The organism is Streptomyces sp. TOM-9 (assembly GCF_056858595.1).
The window spans coordinates 5,497,658-5,519,618 of sequence record NZ_JBXEQB010000001.1; the positions used below are offsets into that span (position 1 = coordinate 5,497,658).

General features: G+C 67.4%; 22 protein-coding genes and 1 tRNA gene. 6 read left to right on the forward strand and 17 right to left on the reverse strand.

Annotation, left to right across the window (positions count from 1 at the left end; all coding sequences use genetic code 11):
• Positions 1 to 76: 76 nt before the first annotated feature.
• The 3 genes from AC1VWI_RS25670 to AC1VWI_RS25680 form a co-directional block, all read right to left on the reverse strand.
• Entirely contained in the window at positions 77 to 529 is a 453-nt protein-coding gene (locus AC1VWI_RS25670) for a flavodoxin family protein (protein ID WP_499513371.1), read from the reverse strand.
• Positions 530 to 1,852: a radical SAM protein gene (locus AC1VWI_RS25675; RefSeq protein WP_499513372.1), complete on the reverse strand. Its 1,323-nt coding sequence runs from the start codon at positions 1,850 to 1,852 to the stop codon at positions 530 to 532.
• A 191-nt stretch (positions 1,853 to 2,043) separates the two neighbouring features.
• The gene (locus tag AC1VWI_RS25680; RefSeq protein ID WP_018558836.1) at positions 2,044 to 2,532 is read right to left on the reverse strand and encodes a YajQ family cyclic di-GMP-binding protein; all 489 of its coding nucleotides are present in this window, start codon (positions 2,530 to 2,532) and stop codon (positions 2,044 to 2,046) included.
• 188 nt (positions 2,533 to 2,720) lie between these two features.
• On the opposite strand from AC1VWI_RS25680, the gene AC1VWI_RS25685 reads away from it, so the two are divergent.
• Positions 2,721 to 2,802 (forward strand) — tRNA-Tyr (locus tag AC1VWI_RS25685).
• 337 nt (positions 2,803 to 3,139) lie between these two features.
• Here AC1VWI_RS25685 and AC1VWI_RS25690 read toward each other — a convergent pair.
• The 13 genes from AC1VWI_RS25690 to AC1VWI_RS25750 form a co-directional block, all read right to left on the reverse strand.
• Positions 3,140 to 4,732 (reverse strand): tetratricopeptide repeat protein, encoded by a 1,593-nt coding sequence (locus tag AC1VWI_RS25690; protein ID WP_499513373.1) that lies wholly within the window; start codon positions 4,730 to 4,732, stop codon positions 3,140 to 3,142.
• Between the two features lie 786 nt (positions 4,733 to 5,518).
• Positions 5,519 to 6,898, reverse strand: a complete 1,380-nt coding sequence (locus tag AC1VWI_RS25695) for a tyrosine-type recombinase/integrase (protein WP_499513374.1) — start codon at positions 6,896 to 6,898, stop codon at positions 5,519 to 5,521.
• A complete protein-coding gene (locus tag AC1VWI_RS25700; protein ID WP_396347255.1) occupies positions 6,895 to 7,101 on the reverse strand; it encodes a helix-turn-helix transcriptional regulator in 207 nt (68 codons plus the stop codon). The genes AC1VWI_RS25695 and AC1VWI_RS25700 overlap by 4 nt, the downstream gene beginning before the upstream one ends.
• Before the next feature lie 118 nt (positions 7,102 to 7,219).
• A complete protein-coding gene (locus AC1VWI_RS25705; RefSeq protein WP_499513375.1) occupies positions 7,220 to 8,257 on the reverse strand; it encodes an AAA family ATPase in 1,038 nt (345 codons plus the stop codon).
• Positions 8,254 to 9,138, reverse strand: a complete 885-nt coding sequence (locus AC1VWI_RS25710) for a bifunctional DNA primase/polymerase (protein ID WP_499513376.1) — start codon at positions 9,136 to 9,138, stop codon at positions 8,254 to 8,256. The genes AC1VWI_RS25705 and AC1VWI_RS25710 overlap by 4 nt, the downstream gene beginning before the upstream one ends.
• Positions 9,139 to 9,227: 89 nt before the next feature.
• Positions 9,228 to 10,697 (reverse strand): DNA cytosine methyltransferase, encoded by a 1,470-nt coding sequence (locus tag AC1VWI_RS25715; RefSeq protein WP_499513377.1) that lies wholly within the window; start codon positions 10,695 to 10,697, stop codon positions 9,228 to 9,230.
• A gap of 3 nt (positions 10,698 to 10,700) precedes the next feature.
• A complete protein-coding gene (locus AC1VWI_RS25720; protein ID WP_499513378.1) occupies positions 10,701 to 11,336 on the reverse strand; it encodes a hypothetical protein in 636 nt (211 codons plus the stop codon).
• A 22-nt stretch (positions 11,337 to 11,358) separates the two neighbouring features.
• The gene (locus tag AC1VWI_RS25725; RefSeq protein WP_396347260.1) at positions 11,359 to 11,550 is read right to left on the reverse strand and encodes a hypothetical protein; all 192 of its coding nucleotides are present in this window, start codon (positions 11,548 to 11,550) and stop codon (positions 11,359 to 11,361) included.
• 31 nt (positions 11,551 to 11,581) lie between these two features.
• Positions 11,582 to 11,833: a hypothetical protein gene (locus AC1VWI_RS25730; RefSeq protein ID WP_499513379.1), complete on the reverse strand. Its 252-nt coding sequence runs from the start codon at positions 11,831 to 11,833 to the stop codon at positions 11,582 to 11,584.
• Between the two features lie 140 nt (positions 11,834 to 11,973).
• A complete protein-coding gene (locus tag AC1VWI_RS25735) occupies positions 11,974 to 14,124 on the reverse strand; it encodes a P-loop NTPase family protein (protein ID WP_499513380.1) in 2,151 nt (716 codons plus the stop codon).
• A gap of 177 nt (positions 14,125 to 14,301) precedes the next feature.
• Complete coding sequence (locus AC1VWI_RS25740) at positions 14,302 to 14,607, reverse strand: hypothetical protein (RefSeq protein WP_499513381.1); 306 nt, start codon at positions 14,605 to 14,607, stop codon at positions 14,302 to 14,304.
• Positions 14,607 to 15,587 (reverse strand): DUF2637 domain-containing protein, encoded by a 981-nt coding sequence (locus AC1VWI_RS25745; RefSeq protein WP_499513382.1) that lies wholly within the window; start codon positions 15,585 to 15,587, stop codon positions 14,607 to 14,609. The genes AC1VWI_RS25740 and AC1VWI_RS25745 overlap by 1 nt, the downstream gene beginning before the upstream one ends.
• Positions 15,584 to 15,874, reverse strand: coding sequence for a hypothetical protein (locus tag AC1VWI_RS25750; RefSeq protein ID WP_396347265.1), 291 nt, complete (start codon positions 15,872 to 15,874; stop codon positions 15,584 to 15,586). Before AC1VWI_RS25750 ends, AC1VWI_RS25745 begins: the two co-directional genes overlap by 4 nt.
• 162 nt (positions 15,875 to 16,036) lie before the next feature.
• On the opposite strand from AC1VWI_RS25750, the gene AC1VWI_RS25755 reads away from it, so the two are divergent.
• The 4 genes from AC1VWI_RS25755 to AC1VWI_RS25770 all read left to right on the forward strand — a co-directional run bounded on the left by AC1VWI_RS25755 (position 16,037) and on the right by AC1VWI_RS25770 (position 20,158).
• Complete coding sequence (locus tag AC1VWI_RS25755; protein ID WP_499513383.1) at positions 16,037 to 16,390, forward strand: winged helix-turn-helix domain-containing protein; 354 nt, start codon at positions 16,037 to 16,039, stop codon at positions 16,388 to 16,390.
• A 159-nt stretch (positions 16,391 to 16,549) separates the two neighbouring features.
• Positions 16,550 to 17,800, forward strand: coding sequence for an NsdA family TPR-like regulatory protein (locus tag AC1VWI_RS25760; protein ID WP_499513384.1), 1,251 nt, complete (start codon positions 16,550 to 16,552; stop codon positions 17,798 to 17,800).
• 253 nt (positions 17,801 to 18,053) lie between these two features.
• Positions 18,054 to 19,601, forward strand: a complete 1,548-nt coding sequence (locus tag AC1VWI_RS25765; RefSeq protein WP_499513385.1) for a reverse transcriptase domain-containing protein — start codon at positions 18,054 to 18,056, stop codon at positions 19,599 to 19,601.
• Positions 19,583 to 20,158: a hypothetical protein gene (locus AC1VWI_RS25770; RefSeq protein ID WP_499513386.1), complete on the forward strand. Its 576-nt coding sequence runs from the start codon at positions 19,583 to 19,585 to the stop codon at positions 20,156 to 20,158. Before AC1VWI_RS25765 ends, AC1VWI_RS25770 begins: the two co-directional genes overlap by 19 nt.
• Before the next feature lie 48 nt (positions 20,159 to 20,206).
• Here AC1VWI_RS25770 and AC1VWI_RS25775 read toward each other — a convergent pair whose 3' ends face one another.
• A complete protein-coding gene (locus tag AC1VWI_RS25775; protein WP_499513387.1) occupies positions 20,207 to 20,971 on the reverse strand; it encodes a Shedu anti-phage system protein SduA domain-containing protein in 765 nt (254 codons plus the stop codon).
• Positions 20,972 to 21,720: 749 nt separating this feature from the next.
• On the opposite strand from AC1VWI_RS25775, the gene AC1VWI_RS25780 reads away from it, so the two are divergent.
• Entirely contained in the window at positions 21,721 to 21,960 is a 240-nt protein-coding gene (locus tag AC1VWI_RS25780; RefSeq protein WP_499513388.1) for a DUF2188 domain-containing protein, read from the forward strand.
• Position 21,961: the final 1 nt, after the last annotated feature.

Genomic DNA, 21,961 nt, shown 5'->3' on the forward strand with positions numbered 1-21,961 from the left:
CGGTGCTGCCCCCTCTCTCCACCTCCACGGTAGGACGGGGGCATGGGCCCGGCACGTCGGCGCCGGGCCCGCGCGGTCAGTCCGCCAACCCGGCGGCCAGGGTCGCGCCCAGCTCCCAGCAGGCCTGCAGATCGGCCTTGGACGGCTCCCCGGTGACCGTCACCTCGGCCGCCGCCTGCTCCCAGCCCAGGCCCGTGGTGATCGACCGGATCCCCCGCACCGTCCCCGTCACGTCGTTGCCGCCGTGTACGTAGTAGCCGAACGGGCGGCCGCGCGTGCCGTCCAGGCACGGGTAGTAGACCTGGTCGAAGAAGTGCTTGAGCGCCCCCGACATGTAGCCGAGGTTCGCCGTCGTGCCCAGCAGGTAGCCGTCCGCCGCGAGCACGTCGGAGGCGGTCGCCGCGAGGGCGGCCCGCCGCACGACGTCCACGCCCTCGATCTCGTCGGTGGTCGCGCCGGCGACCACCGCCTCGAACATCGCCTGCAGGTTCGGCGACGGCGTGTGATGCACGATCAGCAGGGTCGGCACTCAGCTCACTCCGACCGGCGCCGACGCCGGCAGGCTGTCCATGAACGAGCTCACCGAGAACACCGCGTTGCCGGGGCCGGCCGGGCCGTACCCGGGCGGCGAGCTCAGCCCGTACTCCTCCAGCGTCGCGCGGTACACGTCCAGCAGGCGGATGTGGTACTCCAGCGGCGCGCCCTCCGGGTTCGCCTTGCCCAGCGGGGTCGTCGGCTCCGGGCACCAGGTGGTGAAGCGCGGCGTGATGCCCCGCGACATGAAGAAGCGCAGGCCCTCCGCCGTGGAGTCGATCGCCTCGCCGACGCTGCCGAAGCCGAACGGCTCGGCCATCTCCACGCCCGCGACGAAGTTGGGGATCACGTTGCGCGGGCCGAAGATCTCCGCCGAGTCCAGGATGCGGCGGTGCCACTCGTCCCGGCCGACGTAACGCTCCTTGCCCGGGCAGTACAGCTCGAACAGACGGCGGTCCCACACCTCGTAGTTGGGGTGGTAGATCTGCACGCCGTAGTCCTTGAAGCGCTGCACGTCCTCCTTGGGCAGCGCCTGCGCGACGACCTTGCCGATCCAGCGGCCGGGGAAGCGCTCCTCGATGGCCTTCGCGTAGTGGCCGTAGAAGTCCGCCTCGTCGCGCCCGGCGACCTTGGAGGTGATCGCCCCGCCGGTGAGGGTGTAAGCGGTGGAGGACTTCGTCTCGTCGTACTTGTCGATGATCTCCAGCGCCTCCAGCACCTCCTCGACCGGCTTCACGCCCGTGTAGGGGCGTCCGGCCGCCTTGTGCTGGCGCCAGTTGTGGTTGATGTCGCAGTACTGGCACTCCTCCTTGGCGCCGAAGTACTGGCACACGCGGAAGACCGTCAGGTAGATCAGGTAGCCCCACTGGATCGTCGGCGCGACCTCCATCACCGACTTGCCGTTCTCCAGGGTGTGCCGGTAGTACGCCGGCATCGGCGGCAGGCCGACGTCCGCGATGCGCACCCCGTCGAGGTAGAGGCCGAGCACACCGCGCCCGCCCGCCCGCACGCGGTACGGCGAGGCCGGGTTCACCCGCACCGACACCACCGTGCGGCGCAGGTCGTACGGCCCGCCGGTGAGCACGATCTCCTCCGGCGGCCGCTTCAGCGCGGCGGCGCCCAGCTCGGGGAGGGTGCGGTGGTCGAAGGAGAAGATGAAGTACGACTTCGGCTTGACGTCGCCGTCCTCGTTGCCGCTGAGCGCGGACTCGTCGAACGCGATCCCGCCGCGCAGTAGGTCCTCCTTGATGACCGCCTCACGGGGGACGTGCGGGAAGCGGCTCATCAGGTCCTCGACCAAAGCGGTGCGGCTTTGCATGCCCGGCTCCATCCTCGAGACGCTGCCCCGGGTCCGCCGTCGACGGGCGGGGCGGTCCCGGGGAGACCTAACAGGAAGACATTACGCACCTGCGGCGGCTTCCCGGGCGGCACCCTCCGAATGCGCCCCGTCGTGCGCGTGGCAAAGGCCCCGGCCGCCTCCTCCCGGCCGGGGCCCCGGCAAGACCTCGCTCAGCGGTAGTTCACGAACTGCAGCGCGAAGTCGAGGTCCTTGCCCTTCAGCAGCGCGATGACGGCCTGCAGGTCGTCCCGGCTCTTGGACGTCACGCGCAGCTCCTCGCCCTGGACCTGCGCCTTGATGCCCTTGGGCCCCTCATCGCGGATGATCTTGGCGACCTTCTTGGCGTTCTCCTGCGAGATGCCTTCCTCGATGGTCGCGAAGATCTTGTACTCCTTGCCGGACAGCTGGGGCTCGCCCGCGTCCAGCGACTTCAGCGAGATCCCCCGTTTGACCAGCTTGGTCTCGAAGACGTCCAGGATGGCCTTGACCCGCTCCTCGGAGTTGGCCTGCATCAGGATCTTGTCCCCGGACCACGAGATCGACGCGCCGACGTTCTTGAAGTCGTAGCGCTGCGAGATCTCCTTGGCGGCCTGGTTGAGGGCGTTGTCGACCTCCTGCCGCTCGACCTTCGAGACGATGTCGAAACTGGAGTCGGCCATCTTCTGTTGGCTCCTTGGCTCTGATCCGTCAGGTCCGCGACCCGCCTCCGGGCCGCCCCCGCAAGCCTAGCCACCGGACCCGCCCGAAGCGCTGATCAATAGGGTGGCGAAGCACCCCCGCGCATCGGGTATTGTTTACGACGTCGCCACGGGGACCGCACACAAGCGGCCCGCGGAGACACTTCCCAGGCGGTGTGCCCGAGTGGCCAATGGGAGCGGACTGTAAATCCGTCGGCTTAGCCTACCCAGGTTCGAATCCTGGCGCCGCCACAGTGGAAAAACAGCCCCTGAGCTGCGGAAACGCAGAGCAGGGGCTGTTTTGTTGGCTCCGGTGGCGGCGGGCTGCTGTCTCGCTCCGTCCCGCTCCCACACGCTCTTTACCAGCGCGTGTGGACGAGGCGTGGACGGGACTCGGGCCGGGTCGGAGCTGTCAGGCATGTGTGGGGGCACGTACCGTGATGTGGAGCACGAACTGGGCGTCGGTCTCGACGACAGGAGCCCTGAATCCCTGCCGTGAGCCAAGAGGCCGTCCGCGCCAGCTGGGACCGTGGATTGCTGGTGGTCCCGCTGCGCGCCGAAGACTCGTCACGCGCGATCACGCATCCCGTTATGTGGATTGTCTCCAGCCGCTGTTTTCCCATCGGGCGGCCTCCGAAGATCGGCCGAGGTCACGGAGCATGAGTGTTGCCAGGGCGCGAGCGCTTGTGTCGCCAGCCTCTGCGGCTCGCCGGTACCAGGCGAGCGCTTCATCGGTGCGGCCGGCAGTGCGCAGCATTTGGGCAAGCCAGCCTGGTGCTGCGGGGTCGCCAGCATGGATGCGTGTGTGAAGCCAGGCCAACGCTTCCTCTGTCCTGCCCATGTCGTGAAACAGAGTGACTGCAAGGCCCAGTGCGCTGGTGTCCCCCGTCTCGCTGGCGCGCTGATACCAGGTGATCGCTTCCTCAATACGGCTTGCGTTGCGAAGCATGGTGCCCGCCGACCTTAGGCCGTCATGCTGCCCGGATTCGAAGGCAGCGGTGTATAGCCGAAGCGCTGGCGGTATCAGCCCCCCCTCGCCCGCGGTTTGAGCGATGTCGATTAGGTCGGATCGAGTGGCGTGCTCGACCAGCGCCTCCCAGAGGGCGGGGGGTGCCTTAGCGATGCTGCGGTTCTTGCGCCCGTGCTGCTCCAGGTAGTCAGCCAGACGGTAGCTAGGCGGACTTTGTCCAGAGGCGCCGCGCCGAGGGCGGATCCGCGTAAGAGGGCCGCGTGCGCCGTGTACCGGGGTGGCGCAGTAGGCCAAGGCCTGCTCGAACCAGTCCTCTGTCTGGCTGTCCCATTCAGCGTCGGTCAGGTAACCCTCCGCTGCGGCCTCCAGTAGAGCGTGGTGGAGCGCGAGGCTGTGGCCGCATGAGCGGGCGTCCATCGCGGCTTCGATGACGGCTCGGGCTCCGGCGGGAGCGGTGCGGTACCGATCGAGAAGCGCGGGTGCCCCTGCGAGGTATTGAGTGATTTGACCCTCTTCGGCATGCTCGGCTGCGTACGCCAGTCGAGGGTCATCATCAGCTTTGAGGTGCAGCTCCATTATTTCGTGACTGCTGAATTTGTTCGGCACTACGATATTCGTGCCGGTCAACAGGGCTCTGGCCTGCGCATGAGGGTCGACGCCATCCGGTGTGGGTGCTGTTTGGGTGGTGAGAATAGCCCAGTACTCGGGCCAAATCGTTCCCAATATCAGGACAGGCGTGCGGGTGGGGTCTTGCAATAACGCGCGCAGATGGGCCGCGACGCGCTCGCCCAGAGCGGTTGCGGGGGTTAGTAGGTAGTGCTGAGTTTCGTTCAGCCAAATTACCGTTCGCGGCCCGACCCCCTCAATTTCTGTGAGAGCCGCTTCGGCCCGACCCGGGGCAATCGGATGCCACAGTCGCCAGTGCTCTGGCAAGGTCCGCACGGCTTCCCAGCAAGCGCGGGTCTTCCCGGTTGAGGACCCTCCCACCAACACTGCCATCCCGCTGACGCCAGCCGCAGCCTGGGCGACCTTCCGACGCAGCTGCCTGTCGTGCTCCCGCTCTACGTAGGCAGGTAGCAGCGGAAGCCTCTGATCGGATCCCTCTCGTCTCGTCAGCCTCGAATCGCTGAGGCTGATGTCGATCGCCCGGTGTACCTCCAAGGCAAGGGGATCGACCAACCCGCTGATCGGCTGACCGAGCGGATCGGCCATTCGGGCCTGCACCCAAAAAGCTCTTGCGCGGGAGGTTAGGTCTTCTTCATTCCATGAGGCCCTGCGCGCTAGTACTGCTGCTACGGCAACGACGTCCGCCTGGTGGGCTGGCACCTCCGGCGCGCTCAAGCAACGTCGGACAGTGTCGCGGCTCGGCGCCCCTGCCAGTCGGTCATCTGCAGCCACGTCGGCGGCGATCTCGTCGAGTGTTGGTGCGCCGGCCGCTAGGTAGGCCTCGTACAGCAGATCCTTCAGATCCCGCAGCGGTCCGGACCCCACTTGGGCCCGTTGGAGTGGCCGCGGGCGTCTGATCGGGCCGTCCCCGTTGTCGCGACTCATCGCACTATCCTCCCGCACCCCGTCCGGCGAACGGGCCTGAACAGCTGTGATGGCTGTGCTCGCGACGAACTCGTCGCGACCGAGAGTTGGACCGCGTTCCCGCTCGAACGTGGAGAGCGAACCGGCTGCCACACCCGCCGATCGCATCCATTGGAGGAACGATGCCTCGCAAGCGACTCAACCATGAGCGCCTGAACCTGATCCGTATTGTCTTGGGTGGCCTCATCGCTGGCACTGCCCGCGCCGTAATTTCCCGACTGTTGGACCAGCTGTAACGCCGCAAAAGGCTTGTGTCGACGCAATCGGCTGGGACGTAGCGAATCCATCGCTGCGGCCCAGCCGATTTCTATGCGAGATCCGATGTCATGATGCGAACTGCTAGCTTGATTCGTTCGGGGCGCCTATGAGGGCGAGTCGAATCGCCATGGTGGGGGCCTGTGCAGAGGTTCAGAGAGCATGTCCCTGCCTACGTTGCGCCAGACGAGCGGAGATCTTCGCGTTCGCGGCTTCGTCCCCGCCCTTCAGGAACTTCGCGTACACCCGGAAGAGCACGGCGACGCTGTGGCCGGCGCGCTCCGCCACCAGCTGCGGCTCTACGCCCGAGCTGAGCCAGGTGGAAACAGCGGCGTGGCGGAGGTCGTAGGGGCGTTTGGCAAGCTTCGTCTCCTGCTCGGTAGGGGACAGGGCTTCCGCGCGGGCGCGCGCCCAGACCTCGCCGTAGCCGCTCTCCTGCACCATGCCGCCGCGTGCTGTACGGAAGAGCCGACCGTCCGGCCCCGCGCCGTGCGCCGTCACGTGCCAGCGCAGCAGTGCCACCAGCTCCGGAGGGATCGGCACGTAGCGCACGGCTTTCCGGGACCGGTGCTTGAGCCCTCGCTGGTCGTGAGCCTCCCCGGAATCCGTCCAGGCCGTACCGGAGCGGGCGCGGCTCTCCCGGAGGCGGACCATGCCCCAGCCCCGGCGCGGCAGGTCGCAGTCGCCGAGTCGGAGCCCGACCGTCTCGCCGGGCCGCGAAGCGGCGTAGTAAATGCACCCGAAGAACGCTTCCAGGTGGCGTCCACGGGCGCCCTGTTTCCTCACTGCGGCCAGGAGTTCCGCAGCCTGGCGGGGGTCGGGGACGCACTCGGGATCGATCTCTTCCTCCACCCTCTCCGGGGCCTTCCAACGGACCGCATGAAGGGGGTTCTCCGCGAGCAACTCGGCGTCGACAGCCAGGCCGAGGGCTTGGTGGAAAATGGCTCGCTTTCGCGCGATCACCGAACCGGAGGCGGGCTTGCCGTCCAGCCGCCGCGCGCAGGCGTCCAGGGCCTGGCGCACGAGCATCCGGTCCGACAGGGCGGAGGTTGGGACGGATTTGCGCTCCACCCACGCCAGCGCTGCCTTCACTTCGGCGGGTGGCTCTTCCTGCCAGCGCTTCACGTTGAAAGCCCAGGTGTAGAGCACGCGACGGATGGTCCTGTGGTCCGGCATGCCTTTCGTGTCCTTCACGAGAGTGAGCGTGAGGGTCGCCATCGCTTCGGCGAGGTTCCGGCGCGTGCTCGCGGGGGAGTGGTCCCACTTCATCTCGACGTAGTTCCTGGCGTGCTGATACCAGGAAACGTCCCGCTCCTTCTGGACCATCGACTTGGGCAGACCACTGTCCACGTCGAACGGCTCGCCCGCACGGCTTGCGGTGATGAGCTGTGCCCGCCGGCTCTCCGCCAGTCCGGCGGTCAGGAAGGATTCGGAGTGCGGACGTGTCCCCACCTGCCAGCGGAGCTGGAACGGCTTGCGGTACGGACGCTTGCGGATGCTCCAGATCCGCACGGTGTAGCTCCACTCGGTCATGCGACCTCCAGCTCTTCCAGGAAGGCGTCCAGAGCGCTGCGGCGTACGCGTAGGTGCCCGTTGGGCAGGCGCCGCACCTCGGGGCCGTAGCCGCGGTTGCGCCAGCGGTACCAAGTGGCCCGGGTGATGCCGATCTCCTCCAGCACCACGGTCAGCGGCAGCAGTTCGTCAGCCGGACGACGGCGACGGGTCGGCGAGGTCATCGGACTCCCTCCCGGTCGTGTGCGAGGCAGGACGAGCAGGACAGGGCGGCCGACGCCCAGTCCCGGCGGTTTGTGCTGGTGGGCTCGGCGCCCGGGACAGAAGGACGGGCGGGACGCCTCATGCCTGGCCCTCCCCTGTTCTGGAGGCACCCGGAGCGAAGTAGGCGCCGCTGGCGTCGCGTGTCAGCTGGGAGTCGTCCACCATGCGGGCGCAGGTCTTCCGGGCCAGGCCGATGTCGATGCCCGTGGCCTCGGACAGTTCCTTCGGTCGCGTGCCAGGATGTGCCCGCACGTAGCGGAGGACCGTGGCGCGGGTATCTCCGATGAGGTGGTCGGTCGCCGGGCCGTCGAGCAGTTGCCAGGCGCCGGAGCCCTGGTGGAAGGCGAGGGCGTATTCGGCTTCCTCCACGTCGCGGCCGGTCACGTGCAGGATGCCGTCGGCCTGGCCACGGGCCCGCTTCAGCACCAGCGTGGCGTCGGCGGCGCCGGCGAGGCCGTTGGTGCCGGATACCTCGGTGAGGAAGTCGTCCGAGCTGGCCTTGCGGACGTGGTGGACCAGGACGACGGCGACCCCGTAGTGGTCCGCGAGGCGTTTCGCGTGGCCGACGGCGGCGTAATCGGCGTCGTACGCGGAGGCTCCGATCGGGGAGGCACCGCGCATCTTGGCGAACACGTCGATGACGACCATCCGCGCGTGCGTGTTCCTGTCCAGCCATGCGGCGATGGCGGCGGCGCCGCCCTGCGGCAGCGGCGGGCACTCGGTCACCAGGGTCAGAGCGGCCGGTGCGGGCTGCCCACCGAGCAGCTTGCCCATGCGGGTCTGGAGACGGCGCGGGGTGTCCTCCAGGGCGAGGTAGAGCACCGGTCCGCCGTCCACGGGCACGCTGTCGAATGCCTTGCCGCCTGCTGCCACAGAGAGGGCCAGCCCGAGGGAGAGCCAGGACTTGCCGACCTTGGGCGGTCCGGCGAGCAGGTTCACGCCCTCGGAGAGGATCCCGGGCACGGCCCATTTGGGCTCGGGGAATTCCGCGGCCATGAGCTGATCGGCCGTCCACGCGGTGCGCGGCTTGGCGGGCGGGGGCGGCAGCTCCGGAGCGGGATCGCGTCGTACCGAGTACAGGTGCGGCGGAGTGATCGGAGTCGGTTCGGTGCTCATGCCGCCACCGTCCGGGGACGGTTGGCGCCGGCCCGCAGACCGGACGCAATGGTGTTCCGCGCCTCCTTCTCGGTCTGTCCCGCTCGGGCGGCGGCCTCCGAGAGCCACGCGGCCACCTGCTCCGAGGGCAGCTCTCCCCCCGCCACCAACTGCCCGAGCGCGACGGCGGCCCGGTAGAGCGCGGTGTTGCGGGTGCCAGGTGCCGCGCCGGTCACCTTGTCCAGTTCGGTGGTCACGGCGGAACGGAGGTAGGCCCCGCGCCGGTCGGTGGCGAGCGGGACCGTGACCGGGGTCTGTGGCGGCAGCGGGGCGGGCGCGAGTAGCTGGGCGAGCCAGCCGGGCAGCGGGGCGGCGGCCGCCTCGTGGATCACGGCGTAGTCCTGCCCGTTGACGACGCTGCCGGGCCCGACGACGTATCCGCCGGCCGCGCGTGTGTCCACCTTCCAGCCCAGCTTCCCGGCGCTGTTACGCAGCTCCGGTGCCTCGGGGGCCGCGAAGTACAGGTGGGTTCCCCCGCTTGCGGTTCGGACGGTGCGGGTGTCGAACGGGAACGGCTTGCCGTGTCGCTCGCAGAGGTCGGCGAGCACGTCCGCACCGTCGTTGACGCCCGGCAGGTTCCAGGACGGCGGCGGGGTGTCGCCGTCGCACTTGGGGATGTCGAGGTCCACGACGAGCAGCCGGGCCGGTCCGGTGGCGATCCCGAGGTTGTAGGGGCCGGTGGCCCAGCAGCGGGCGATGCGCCCGGGGTCGGTGGTCGCGCGTTCCTCCCACGCGCGGATGGCCGGCTGCTTGGCGCCGGGCGCGAGAGGGAAGACGTGCCACCCGCGTTCCGCTGCCGCCAGGGCGGCGGCCAGCAGCGCGGCAGGGGTCGGATACGTCATGCTTGTGGTCTCCTGTTCTGTCTCGAACGGGCTGGAGACCCGGGGTGGGCGGCATTCCTTGGCCGGGAGACGCCCACCCCGGGGCGAAGCTAGGCGGCGTGGGCCGCGGTGCGGTCCATGGCAACGGCGAGGCGTTCGCCGATCCACTGGGCGACGTTGCAGGAGACGGCGTTGCCCGCCTGCATGGTCTGTTCGCCCTTCGTGCCGTGGACGATGTAGTCAGCGGGGAAGCGCTGCGCGAGCAGCTGCTCCCGGGGCTGGAGCATGCGGAACCAGCAGTCCTCAACCGCCAGCGCGGGCCCGACCAGGGCGGCCGAGTCGTGTGTGCTGACGGTGTGCAGCGGCTCGGCGGTCGGCTTGGGGAGGTTCCCGTTGCGATAGGGGATCACCAGGGCGTGGTGGTTGCCCTGTGCGGTGACGGTCGCCAGGGGCCGGGTGACCGGCTCCATCGTGGAGTGGTTGCGGTACTCGTAGATCAGCGGCGTGGTCACCAGGGCCTCGTAGCCCTTGGGGTTGGCCATACGGGTCAGCATCGGCTCCGTGGTCGCCGTCGCGTCCTGGTTCCACGTCCCGCCAGCCGGGACCAAGAGCCCATCGCCGATCTTGATGGTGCGGGTGGGAAGCGGCGCGCCGTCGGCGGGGAACGCCCGTCCGTCGTGGCCGCTGTGGTTGACGGTCAGGATGGTGCGGTGTGCGGGGTAGGCGGCGAGTCCTGCGCGGATGCGGGCCATAGTGGACGCGGCCAGCGGACGGCGGCGGTCGCCGATGCGCGTGCCCGGGTCGCTCCAGTCGATCGCCTCGGCAGCGGGACGGACGTAGGGCTCCACCAGGGCATGACGGCACCGGCTGTTGGGGCACCGGTAGTCGTACTGCTGCTTGTACTTGCCGATGCGACGGCCGTTGCGCCATGACTGCACCGCGGCGACCTGCTCGCCGCACTCGGTGCAGCACGCGGCCGGGCGCGGGGTGAGGTCCGGGGCGGGGATGCCGGTGCGGGTGAAGACGATGTAGATGCGGTCCCGCCACTGGGGCGCGTGCGCGTTGTCCGGCCCACCGATGTGGGCGGAGGATACCGAGATCACCTGGGAGCGGTAGCCGAGGTGGTGCATGCCGGTGCGCCACCAGTCGAACAGCTCCCAGTCCACGGCGAACTCCACGACGTTCTCGCACAGGACAGCCGCATAGCGGTGGATCTCGGTGGCACGGATGACGTCGTACGCGGTCGCCCGGGTGCGTTCCCACGTTCCGCTCTCGACCGGCCCGAACTCCTCCAGCTCCAGGGCCATCTGCCCCTTGGCGCCGCGCTTGCGCCCGCCGGCGGGGCTGGACTCCTGGCAGATCGGCGAGGCCCACAGCACGTCGCAGCCGCGCGGCAGGCGCCGCATGTCGTAGTGGTTGATGTCCACGCACAGGTGCTCGGCGTCCGGGTGATTGGCGGCGTGGCTCTCCACGGCCACCCGCGAGTGGTTCGCGGCCAGGCGCAGTGTGTATCCGGCGGCCACCAGACCCGTGGACGAACCCCCGGCGCCGCAGAAGAGATCGGTGAACGTCAGGCTCATCGGTCAGTCCTTCCTCGGCTGCGCGGTGACCGGGAGCTGCGGCACGTAGGCCAGGGCGGAGGGGTCGAAGCCGGGGAGTGCCGCGCGGGCGGTGACGGCCTCGGCCAGGGCGGCGGCGTAGGCGGTGGCCTCGCGGGCGACCTCGATCTGGACGCGCGCCGTTTCCACCTGCGCACGGGCGCGGATGACCTCCACGGCCTCGGTGTGCCGGTGGTCCTCGCGGCGCGCGGTCATGTCCCGCTCGTGGGCCACCTGCTCGCGCCGGTCGGTGCGCCAGTGGCGGGCGGCCAGGACGTAGGCCAGCACGGTGGCGACGGCCCACAGCAGCAGAGGCAGCGCGAGGCCGTCCGCGTAGGCGGAGACCCCGGCGAAGCCGAGGGCGCCGGCCGCGGTGAACGCCATTGCCGTGGCGGTGGGGTCGCCGTTGCGTCCGGCGGCGGTGAAGCATCCGGCAGCGGCGGCGCCGACTGCCAGGACGACCATGAGTGCGGCGTTGCCGGTGCTGTGCTCGGCTCCGTTGGCGTTCCAGATCCGGGCCAGGATGAGCACGGTGGAGGTGGCGACGGCGGGAGCGGCCTTGCGCGCGGCCTCGGCGAGCGCGGCGCGCGGCGGCGGTTCGGTGGTCGGGTACTCGGTCATGGTGGCGTGCTCCGTTCCGGCCTCAGAAGAGGCCGTTGAGGGCGTGGACGGCTGCGGCGGACAGCTCGTTGACGGGTCCGGACGCGCCGGTGGACGCGAGGTAGAAGCCGAACATCACGGCGACGAAGCCGGATCCGGCCTTGATGGCGCCCGTGCGCAGCAGGACGGCGAGCAGGGTCCCGAAGAGCAGGGCGAGGGAGATCGTCACGGCCATGGCGGCACTCCTTCCTGAGATCGGGCGAGGGTCAGCGCTGACCCTCGCGGTAGAGGCGGGCGGCTCGGTTGTAGAGCCAGCGGCCGGTGCGGATGCGGTGGCCGGTGCCCTTGCAGCGGCGGCAGTCCTTGCCGCGCTTGAGCCGTCCCTTGCGGTCGCGGCTCATCTCGAAGCCGAACCCTTGGCACTTCCGGCAGCGGCCGAACGGCGACGCGGCACAGGTAAAGCCGTAACCAAGAGTGATGAGCAGCAGGCAGGCGATAGCAGCGGGTATGAGGGTCATCGGGGCCTCTCAGAGCCGGTTTCCGGTGTTTGCGCAGGCCGTTCGCTACGCGCTAGATCCCTGGTGAGCGTGGGTGCGGGTCGCTAGCGGTGGTGCTACCGGTAGCAGGTGACCCCGCTACCGGTAGCGGGCGCCGACGGTCAAGCGGCGCCCGTGTTTTCATTACGTTCCGTGAGTGCCGTGCGGACGTGGTCGCGGACGATGCCGCGCCGGGTGGTGCGTGTTCCGTCGTCCGTCGTCCCGGCCACGTCGCGTGTGGCGACCCCGTGCGGCTTGAGCGCGGTGGTGACGTTCTCGCCCTTCCAGCCGCTGTAGACCTCGGGGCGCAGTTCGGCGAGGCGGGCGGCGACGCGCTCGTTCCACACGCGCTCTTCGCTCTCGGGGACGACGGCGAGGATGTCGGCGAGCAGGTCGTAGGACGGGCCCTTGGCCGCCTCGGCCTCCTCCCCGAGGGCGTGCCCGGACAGGGTGCCCAGTGCCTCGCGGAGCTTGCGGGCGCGCTCGCCGATGCGGGTGGCCGCGGGGTCGTCCAGGTAGGCCACGCGGACGACGGTCGGCGTGGGTCCGGCGCCGGCGAGGTAGCCGTTACCGGCGTCGATCTCGGGGCGGAAGATGGTGGCCCGGATGCCGTTCTTGTAGGCCGAGGTGCCGAGGATCATGTCGTTCTCGACCTGTCCGGCGACCTTGAGGCAGAACCGGATGGAGACGTTTCCGCTGATCCCGGTGGGGAGCGAGTCCTTGTCCGGCCGCTGTGTGGCCAGGATGAGGATCACGCCCAAGGCGCGGCCGAGCTTGATGATGAACTCGGCGTCCTCGCCGGCCTGCTTGCCGTACTTGGGGTGGGCGAACAGGTTCTGGCACTCATCGAAGATCCCGAGGAGAGGCCACAGCTTGAGTGAGCGCTTGTCGGCGATCTGCCGGGTGACGCGCTTATCCGGGCACAGGTCGCGGGGGAGCTTCTTGATGGCGGCGGCACGCCGCATAACCTCGGCACGGAGTAGCTTCAGCGAGTCGGCGGCGTAGCGGATCGACTCGTCATCGATGCCGGAGACGAACCGGTGCGAGACGCATTCGAGGGAGTCCAGGTCGCCGGTGCCCTTGTTCTCGTGGATCCACAGTTCCACCGTCGGGTCCAGGGCGGCGCCGCAGGCCAGCACGCGAACGGCGCTGGTCTTGCCCTGGCCGGGCAGGGAGCCGACCAGGACGTTGTGCTGGATCATCGGGACGGCCTTGCTCCGCCCGCGCGGGTCCTGGCCGAAGGGGATGGCGCGGAAGATGTCGTGCTGCCCGCCCTTGGTCAGCGGCCACGGCACGATGCCCGTCTTCGACAGGTCGCGGTCGCCTACCCACAGGACGAGGCGTCCCTCGTGCTCGTTGGGGTCGGCGTCGGGCCAGACACACCCGAGCGGTCGCCGCAGGCCGGACGCGAGGCGCGAGCGGCGGTCCACCACGTCGGCGACGGTCACGCCCAGCGGAAGGTCGATGTCCGCTCGCCAGCCGGGTCCCTCGCGGGTGATCGGTGCCACGAACTTGATGCCGTCCAGCCCCTTGGCCACGGCGGTGGCGATCTGGCCGATGCCGATGGACGCCATGGCCATGACCACGATGTCTCCGGTGAGCTTCTGGACCTCGGTCTTGATGACGGCCCGGGAGGAGAGCGGCTTGTCGGCCGGCGCCCCGAGGATGCCGAAGCCCCAGACGGCCAGTACGGCGGCGGCCAACTGCACACTCTGGGAGGCCCCGAGAGCCAGGTAGAGAGCGAGGATGAGGCAGCCCAGGGCACCCAGCAGAGTGAGGACGGCGCGCAGCCGCACCCGGCGGTCCCGCTGACGGGAGAGCTTCAGGTACTCCTCGGCGTTCTCACGGCGGGCGGCCGCCTGTCGCAGCGGCTCGCCTTCGAGATCCGCCGCCCAGCGTCCGGTCGCGGCCAGCGCGTTGACGACCCCACGCGGCGCCCGGAGGGCGAGGCGGGCCCCGTAGAGCGGCGCTCGGACAGCGTGGAAGGCGACTGTGTGGAAGACGTGCCCGATGACCCACCGCGCCGCCTCCGCGAACGCCGGGGCCGACCGGAGCCACGACGGCAGTACCGGGAGGCGCCTCGCACCCTGCATGCGCTCCAGCAGTCCGGGGCCGGAGGGGTCGGGGTGGTCCACTAACGCGCGTCGCCAGTCGCCCGATTCGTCGGCGCCGGAGTCGGCCGACTGCGGCGGGGCGGAGTCGCCCGACTGGTCGGCCGACGGAATCGGCCCGGAGTCGCCCGACTCCCCCCGTGCGGCTCGCGCCTTGTCCAACTCGACTACCTCGCCACCGGCGCCCGGTACAGGGCCGGACAGGTCCGGAGTCACCCCCGTACGACGCCCCGATTCACGGGTCTCTTCGTGCTTCACTGATCTTCCTTCCATCGGGAGGGCCTACGGCGGGGTCCGGCCTCTGCTTTGGTCGGTGGGACCGGGCCCCGCCAGGCATGTTCAGAAGAGCGAGTCCTGAGCTTCAGCCGCCGCGTGCGCCCGGGTCCGGGCGGCGGCCGTGGTGAGGTTGCGCCAGCAGCCCTGGCACCACGCGCGCAGTTGCTCCGCGGTCGCGGTGACCGCCTCGCGGTCGGGCATGGGGTGTTCGGGGGCGGCGAGCAGTCGGCCCCGGGCCTTGTCCGGCATCCGGCACTCGCCCCCGGTCCGCTTGTGGTCGTTGCCGCACTCGCCGGCGCACTGGCATATCCACCCGGCTGCGTCCATCACCATGACGAACAGCTCGGCCCCGACGATCGGCGCCCGCATCAGGCTCGACCTCCCGCGCTCGCAACGCTGTTCACCAGGTGCAGAGGTGCGGCCGTTCCGGCGGCGCGCTCGTCCAGCAGTGAGTCCCGCAAGATTCGGGAGTTGGCTGCCGAGCAGTGGAGCGCCGTCCGGATCGCCTCGGCGTTGATGGCGTCGTCCGTCCAGTCGGCGGTGAGCTGCCGTGCCTCGGCGAGCAGGTCGGCCGCCGTACGGACCGGCCTGTGCGCTTTGCCCGGCTTCCCCGTTGTCCGCTTGCGCGGCCTCGGCGCGGGTGCGTCCTTGGGCTTAGCGGGAAGCACCGGCGGCACGTTCTCGCTGGCGGGGGCGAGCTCCCCGAGCCTGAGCAGGACGCGCTCGCGGCGCGGGGTCTTGCTCCGCCACCGGCGGCCGTGCCGCTGACGCAGGTCCGCGCGGGCCAGCTGCCGGTCGCGCTCGCGGGCCAGGGCGTCCCCGTACGAGGTGACCTCCCACAGCGTCATCCGACGCCACAGGGCGAAAGTCGACAGCGGGGCGAGCAGCCAGCGGGAGCGGCGGATCTTCTCCATGCGGCGGCCGGTCACCGCGCCGATGCGAGAGGCGTAGACGTGCGCGGCGACCTCGGACAGGACGACCCACAGGAGCGGCATCGTGCCGTGGGCGACCTTGGCCGACAGGGAGTGCCCGGCCGTGATGTTGAGCCAGCAGGTCACGGCGGTGAGGCCCCAAGGCACGAAGCGAACCCAGCCCAGCGGCATGTCCATCCGGATGAGCAGCAGGTTCACGGCGGTGAAGACCGGGATCGCGATGTCGATGCCGATGGGAAGGATCTGCGGGGTGGCGAAGCCCCAGCGCGCGGCGGCCGCCGACACCGTGTCGAACGACGACGCCAGTCCCAGCCCGCCGACTCCCACGCCCAGCACGGCGACAGCGGCGAGCAGTGCCCTCTCGGGGCGGCTCAGTGGCGGGACAGTCGGACGTCCGGCCTCCGTGGCGGTGGTCATGCCGCGTCTCCCTTCCGGAAGGCGCGGTGAACGCGGTCCGCGGTCCGGAGGAGGGGCAACGTGCTCATGAGCGCTTCGGCGTAAAGGGCGTCCCACGCGGCCACCTCGTCGTGCTCGCCGCGCTCGCGCATCTCGTTGAGCGCTTCGTGGGCGACCGCCTCGCGGGCCGCGCGCTCTTCCGGCGTCTCACCCGGGACACCGACGAACAGCTCCCGGTCGAAGCCGAGGGCCAGTTCCGTGAACTCGATTGCCGTTAAGGCTTCCTGATCTGCGATGAAGGTTCGCATCGCCACTCCTGGTCGGTAGAAGGGCATGGAGCGATGAGCAGCGGTCGGCATTCGTTGGCCGGGAGACGACCGCGCAGACTCAGCGTGCACTAGCGCGCGCTAGTGCGCAAGGTCCATGACGACTTTCGTGGACGGAGGTTGGGCACCGCTACCCTCGGGAGCATGACCCTTCCCGCGAACGACCCCAGGTCCAAGCCAGTGCGGGTCGCGAACGCGCTCCGCGAGCAGATCGGGCCGGAAGGCAAGTACAAGCCGGGCGAGCAGCTGCCCGGGACAAGGGAGTTGGCGGCCGAGTTCGGCGTGGCCGGCCAGACGCTCCGCAACGGGCTCGGCATCCTCGCCGCCGAGGGACTGATCTTCTCGGCGGGGAACATCGGGTACTTCGTGGCCACCGAGGAGGAGCGGTCGGCTAAGAACGACCTTCGGGAAGAGATCAAGGGAATCCACTCCGAGATTCGGGCGTTGGCCGCACGGGTGGCGGCGCTGGAGAAGCGGGCGGGATCGGCCAGCGGCTGATCTGGCCCACACCATGCCCGCGGCGGAGTGGTTCGTAAGAGTGACAAGGGGGAGGTCACCAGGGGGACAGAGAGGCCGCCCGGTTGTCACCTCGGTGTCCTCTTGCCTGTCCCTGGGCGGATCCCGACAGACTCTCCGTAGGTACCCGAGGGAGGGCGAATGACTGACGAGAAGCCTTCGTGGGCTCGGCGCATCGCTGCCGAGCGGGCGGCGCGTGACTGGTCACAGCGGGACGTCGTGCGGGCGATGCGGGCCCACGCGCCGTCGGAGCTGCCGAGCGACGACAGTATGGTGCGGCAGTGGAAGCGCTGGGAGTCCGGCCAGGGCATGCCGGACGACTTCTACCAGCCGATCATCGCGGCCACCTTTGGCACGGTGACCCACGCCATCTTCCCCGCGCCGGCGCGGCGGGACGGGAACGCGGAGATCGCGGCGGCGAGCGGCATGGAGACATTGGAGATCGTCGGCAGGCTGGCCAAGTCCGACGTGGACAACGCGACCCTTGACGCTTTGCGGATCACGGCCGACCGCCTGTGCTCGGAGTACCCGTTCATGCCGAGCGAGCAGCTGCTCATCGAGGGCAGGCAGTGGCTCCGCCGCGTGGTGGACCTGACCCGGCAGAACCTCACCCTCGCCCAGCACCGCGAGGTGCTGGCCCTTTCCGGTTGGCTCGCCCTGCTCGTGGGCTGCGTCGAGTACGACAGCGGCAACCGGCACGGCGCCGAAGCCACGCGGCGGGCCGCGCTCCAGATCGCTCAGGAAGCCGACCATGCCGAGATCGGCGGTTGGGCCCACGAGATGAAGGCGTGGTTTGCGCTGACGACCGGCGACTACCACGGGGTCATCGCATCTGCCCGGGCTGGAACAGAGGCGGCGGGGAGCCACGGCGTAGCAGTGCAGCTCGCCGCCCAGGAGGCCAAGGCATGGGCCCGGCTCGGGGACCGCCGGCAGACCGAGGTCGCCCTTGACCGCGGGCGCCGCCTGCTCGAAGGGCTCCCGCACCCGGACAACCTGGACCACCACTTCGTGGTGGACCCGTACAAGTTCGACTTCTACGCCATGGATTGCTACCGCCTGGTGGGCGAGGACAAGTTGGCCCGCACCCTCGCCACCGAGGTGATCCGCACTGGCACGGACTTCGACGGCACGGAGCGCTCCCCGATGCGCAACGCCGAGGCCAAAGTGACCCTCGGAGTCGCGGCCGCACGGGAGGGCGACCTCGAGCAGGCAGTCACCTATGGTGAGGCAGCCCTGAAGGGCGAGCGCCAATCCGTCCCGTCCCTCATCATGGTCAGCCGCGAACTCGCTGCCGTCGTCCGCAACCGCTACAGCACCGAGCCAGCCGCCCAGGAGTACCTGACGCTCCTACAAGACCTGGGCCGCGCGAAGCCTGGTTTCCTGCCTTCGTAGGGACGTCACGTCTGCACTGCATCAGGAACGTCACTCTGTCCCGCAAGTGCTTTGACCTGTAGAAACAGCAAGGATGGGCTGTCTCGTACCAGTCCTCGCTGTCTCGCCCCCTCTGTTTCAGCTTCCGAAACGGTGAGGCTGTCGATTCCCGGGCTAGGTACCCGACCGGCTCCAGAGACACAAAGCACCGCCATCAGCTCATTGGGGCAGGCACAATGTCAACGAGATCTTGTTAAACCCAGGGAGGGGCATAGTGCTGGTTCCGTCGAAGATCATGCAGTCACTTGACCTAGGGTCGGCCACTGATTTCTGCCTAACAACCCCACTCGACAGACTGCCCGCCCTGATCTCAGATCGGTGCCTGGCAGATGCTAAAGGCCCTGTCATCAAGTGGGTTCAGGCAAATTTCACCGGAGGGATGCACATCCCGAAGGAAATCATGACAATGCCGAAGAGTAAATTCGGCCAGCGTCCGATAATCCTCACCTCCCTCCCATCTCGGGTCATCTATCACGCACTCGTCGCCGGCGTCGAAGGCGACATGGAGCCGAGTAGCCGGGGCGGCGACGCCTGGGTCAAGCACGAATCATTCGCCGAAGAGTCTCCCACTGACTACATTGTCGAGGTCGACATTGCCGCCTGCTACGAATTTATTGACCACGAGAGACTGCGTCAGGAACTCGTAGCACGAACGCTAAACGTCGAAGTCGCCCAGAGTATTAAGGAATTCCTGGGCGAGTGTTCACCGAACAACAGAGGACTCCCGCAGCTGACGTCAGCTAGCGACACTCTCGCGGATCTATATCTGAGCATCGTCCAGCGGCAACTCATGCGTCAAAGCCTGCAAGTATCTAGGTATGCGGACGATTTCTTTATTCGCGTGGAAAGCTGGGAGAGAGCTAACGAGACCATCGAATACGCAGCGGAGTTCGCGAGAAACCTCGGCCTAATCCTCTCCTACGAAAAAACCCGTGCGGTACGCTCTTCCACTTTTAAACAGAAGGCAGAATCGCAGAGGGAGCTGCAAAAGAGGTACTTTGACAGCGAGCGAGAGCGCATGACCTTTTTTCATGTCGTCGGTGGAGACAGGTACGGTGACGTCTCACTGGTAGAGATACTTCCAAGCGATGCCGAAACACTTAAGGCTTCGATGCGCCGAGTTATCTCTAACTGGCTGGGAGAGACTAGGCAGGCGGAGGCTAATCCGGATATTGAAATGCTGGTTGAATCGTCTTTGCGCCGCATGCTGCCGTTGGCGATTTCAGTACTTCAGGATGACGAGAAGAGAATTCCCAACAAGGTATTCACCAGTCTGGTTTTTCGAGAGCCGGTGCGCCTCGAACGCGTCTGCAAATACATCTTGGCAAGGTCGCAGAGGCCGGGAGAGGAGAGCGAGAATTGGGGACTAGTCAAGTCCCTCACGGAATCAGGTAGGTTGAGTCCGTGGGCTCGCCTATGGCTACTACATACCGTGAGCGAATTGACAGAAGTTGACACATCGGCATTTCGTCATGTCCAACGATGGGTCCAGCGACAACTTAACGATCGCCATGAGGCCGTACGCGCGCAGGCCGCTTGGGCTGCTGCAACCTTCCGCGACCTGAAAGAGGAACACGTTCTCGAACTGCTCCGATATGCCACTCCGGTTTCACAATCCGGCATCGCAGCCGCCATGGGAAGAAAAGCCGGGGTACTAGCCTCTGAAGGTCGCATGGGCGGCCTCAGTGAGTCAGTTGTCAAATCCGTCGTGTCGGAGAACTCACTCTTGCGGGAGGCTTATGAATGGGGGGAGCGATTTTGAATACGTGGCTGCTCTCAACGTCCGGGGAAGAAGCGATCCTTCGGATTGCTTCATTGGTATCTGCCCCTGTCTCGGCTGATCCTGAGGACGGGAATCGCGTAGTAGCCTTCGTCACCCTGGCTGAGGCTCACGTTGACAGAACGATCAAAAAGCTATTCGACCTCTCCGGATCTCTAAATAATGAAGTCAGTAAAACTTTGTACAAAGAGGTCCAGGACTCTATCTACCGTTCGTGGGACTCAAGGTACAAGTGGATGAGCCAAACATTCGGGATCGGTGTGTCCGGATCGAAGTTCGCCCAAGATTTCAAGCTACTGGTGGAACTGCGCAACAGTATCGTCCACGGTGGCGGAAGCCTCACATCACTGCAGACATCAAAGATTCCCCAACTCATAAAGTTGCGAGATGGCTTCCATCGCGTCCTGCGTTTGCAGACAAACGGTCGCAAGGTGCTCTTGGATCAAGCGGTCACGGAAATCGCAGCGAAAATTTGCCGCAACTATATAATCGAGTTCGACAGTGCCGTGAGGGCTGCATATCCAGAATTTGACGTGTAAGTACACTCCTCAGGGCCGAGTCCCCACCCGGTGCGGAATTGATGTGACCTACTCTCGTCCGAGCCTGTACATGTGTGCCTCCTTGGACAGTTCCACACTTCGCCAGTACTTCCAGCGTTCAAGCAAGTAAGATTTACGTTCGGGGGACACTAAGGCAGCGTTGTTGATCGCGTTCGATGGGTCGCCGATTATCCCACTCAGCTCGGACATGTGATGGCCCGTGCTAAATGTCGGCGGAACTGAATTCAAGACCCATTCGTAGGCCTTGTGCGTGATTGTTGCGTAGTCCTCCGCACCGGGCGCCGGCGTCAGCTGGTCGTAGGTGAAAAAATGCTCGTCCTTGCGGGGCATATGATCCCGCTTCAAGCGTAGGTATTCTGGCGCGACATGTTTCGAAGTTTGTGCGCGAAACTCATCGTTACGCCCGTAAACTAGAACAAATTGCGGTTCAATCGGGCGGTGAGAATACTGTGGCGCATAAGTCTTGCCGAAGATTATCCGGTTTTCGGGAGAGCTGAACCAAACCTTCCATTCGGTCAACTGGTCTATCGCTTGGGTCAATTCGGCTGTTGGCGTCCTCGACTCCTTGTTAAACCAGGATTTATGCGGACTCTCGATCTCTACACAGATCGGCCGAATAGCGCCCGTATCCCGTCTGACCCACATGAAGTCAGGCACGCGTTGCGGACCCAATCCCCGTAGAGGAGGTTGTCGGATTACGGAGCAGAACGACGGCCCGTGATGGCCGCCGCGACCGATCCCTTCCGCCGCTCCCGGAAGTAGGCATGGGTGCAGTTCGAGGAATTCTTGCATTTTGCGTTCATTGCAATTCGAAGCAAGGAGAGATTGCCATTCCGGAAGGAGCCAGGACCGGTAGGACTCCCAGGGGGTGGCACGTGGACGGTCTGGACTTTCATCCGGCTCTGCTCTGGGGAAGGTGTGCACTCGCACATTCTGGGGTAACCCGGCCCCTCGGATACGCGGAACGACTTGATCCGCAAGTGCACCCACGCGATTGTCCGAGTCGCGCCTGTAGTCCCCACCCGCACCAACGCTGGCAAAGTGCCGGCAGGGGCCCGAGCAACGTCCAAGGAGTCGGGTGGGTGCGGCCAGACCAGCGTGGGTCGCATCTGACTCGGCGCGTTGCTCCCCGCGACGGCCACGAGCTACCGAGTGGCCGGCGCTGGTGACCTGCTCGTTTGCTCAACTCTCCGCAAGGTGAGGGCGCCACGGCTACGGCAGGTTGACTCCCTGTCTGGTTAGAAGGCCTGCAGCGGTGTCCGTGGTGGCCGGTATCCTGTTGTCGCCGTGCCCCACACACAAGATGTAGTGGTGGGACTGGCCCGGCAAGGCAGATGTTGTGGCCCAATGTTGCTGACGGACTGTCTGAAGTGCTTCACTGTTGTCTGCCAGAAACAAGCAGGCCCCAGCCGGGGCCCAACTTGAAGTTGGACGTACGGCATGGGGCCTTGTGCGTTGGTCGCGCCCTCGGACCCTATCGCCAACTCTTGGAACCTCCAAGATGGCTGCCTGGGCGTCTCGGCTTCGGAAGTGGATGTGTCATGTCAGGAGAGCCCAACATCCGGGACGTGTCGAAGCACGGGGACGCCTGGGCGGTGACGAAGCCCGGCAGCGAGAGGGCAAGCGCAGTCTTGCCCACTCAGGCCGAAGCAGTAGCGCGGGCTAAGGAGATCCTTGCCAACGACGGCGGCGGCGAGCTGCGCGTTCGCGGTGCGAACGGGCAGGTGCGCAACCAGAACACCGTCGCGCCCGCTAACGACCCGAGGCGTTCGAGGGGATGAT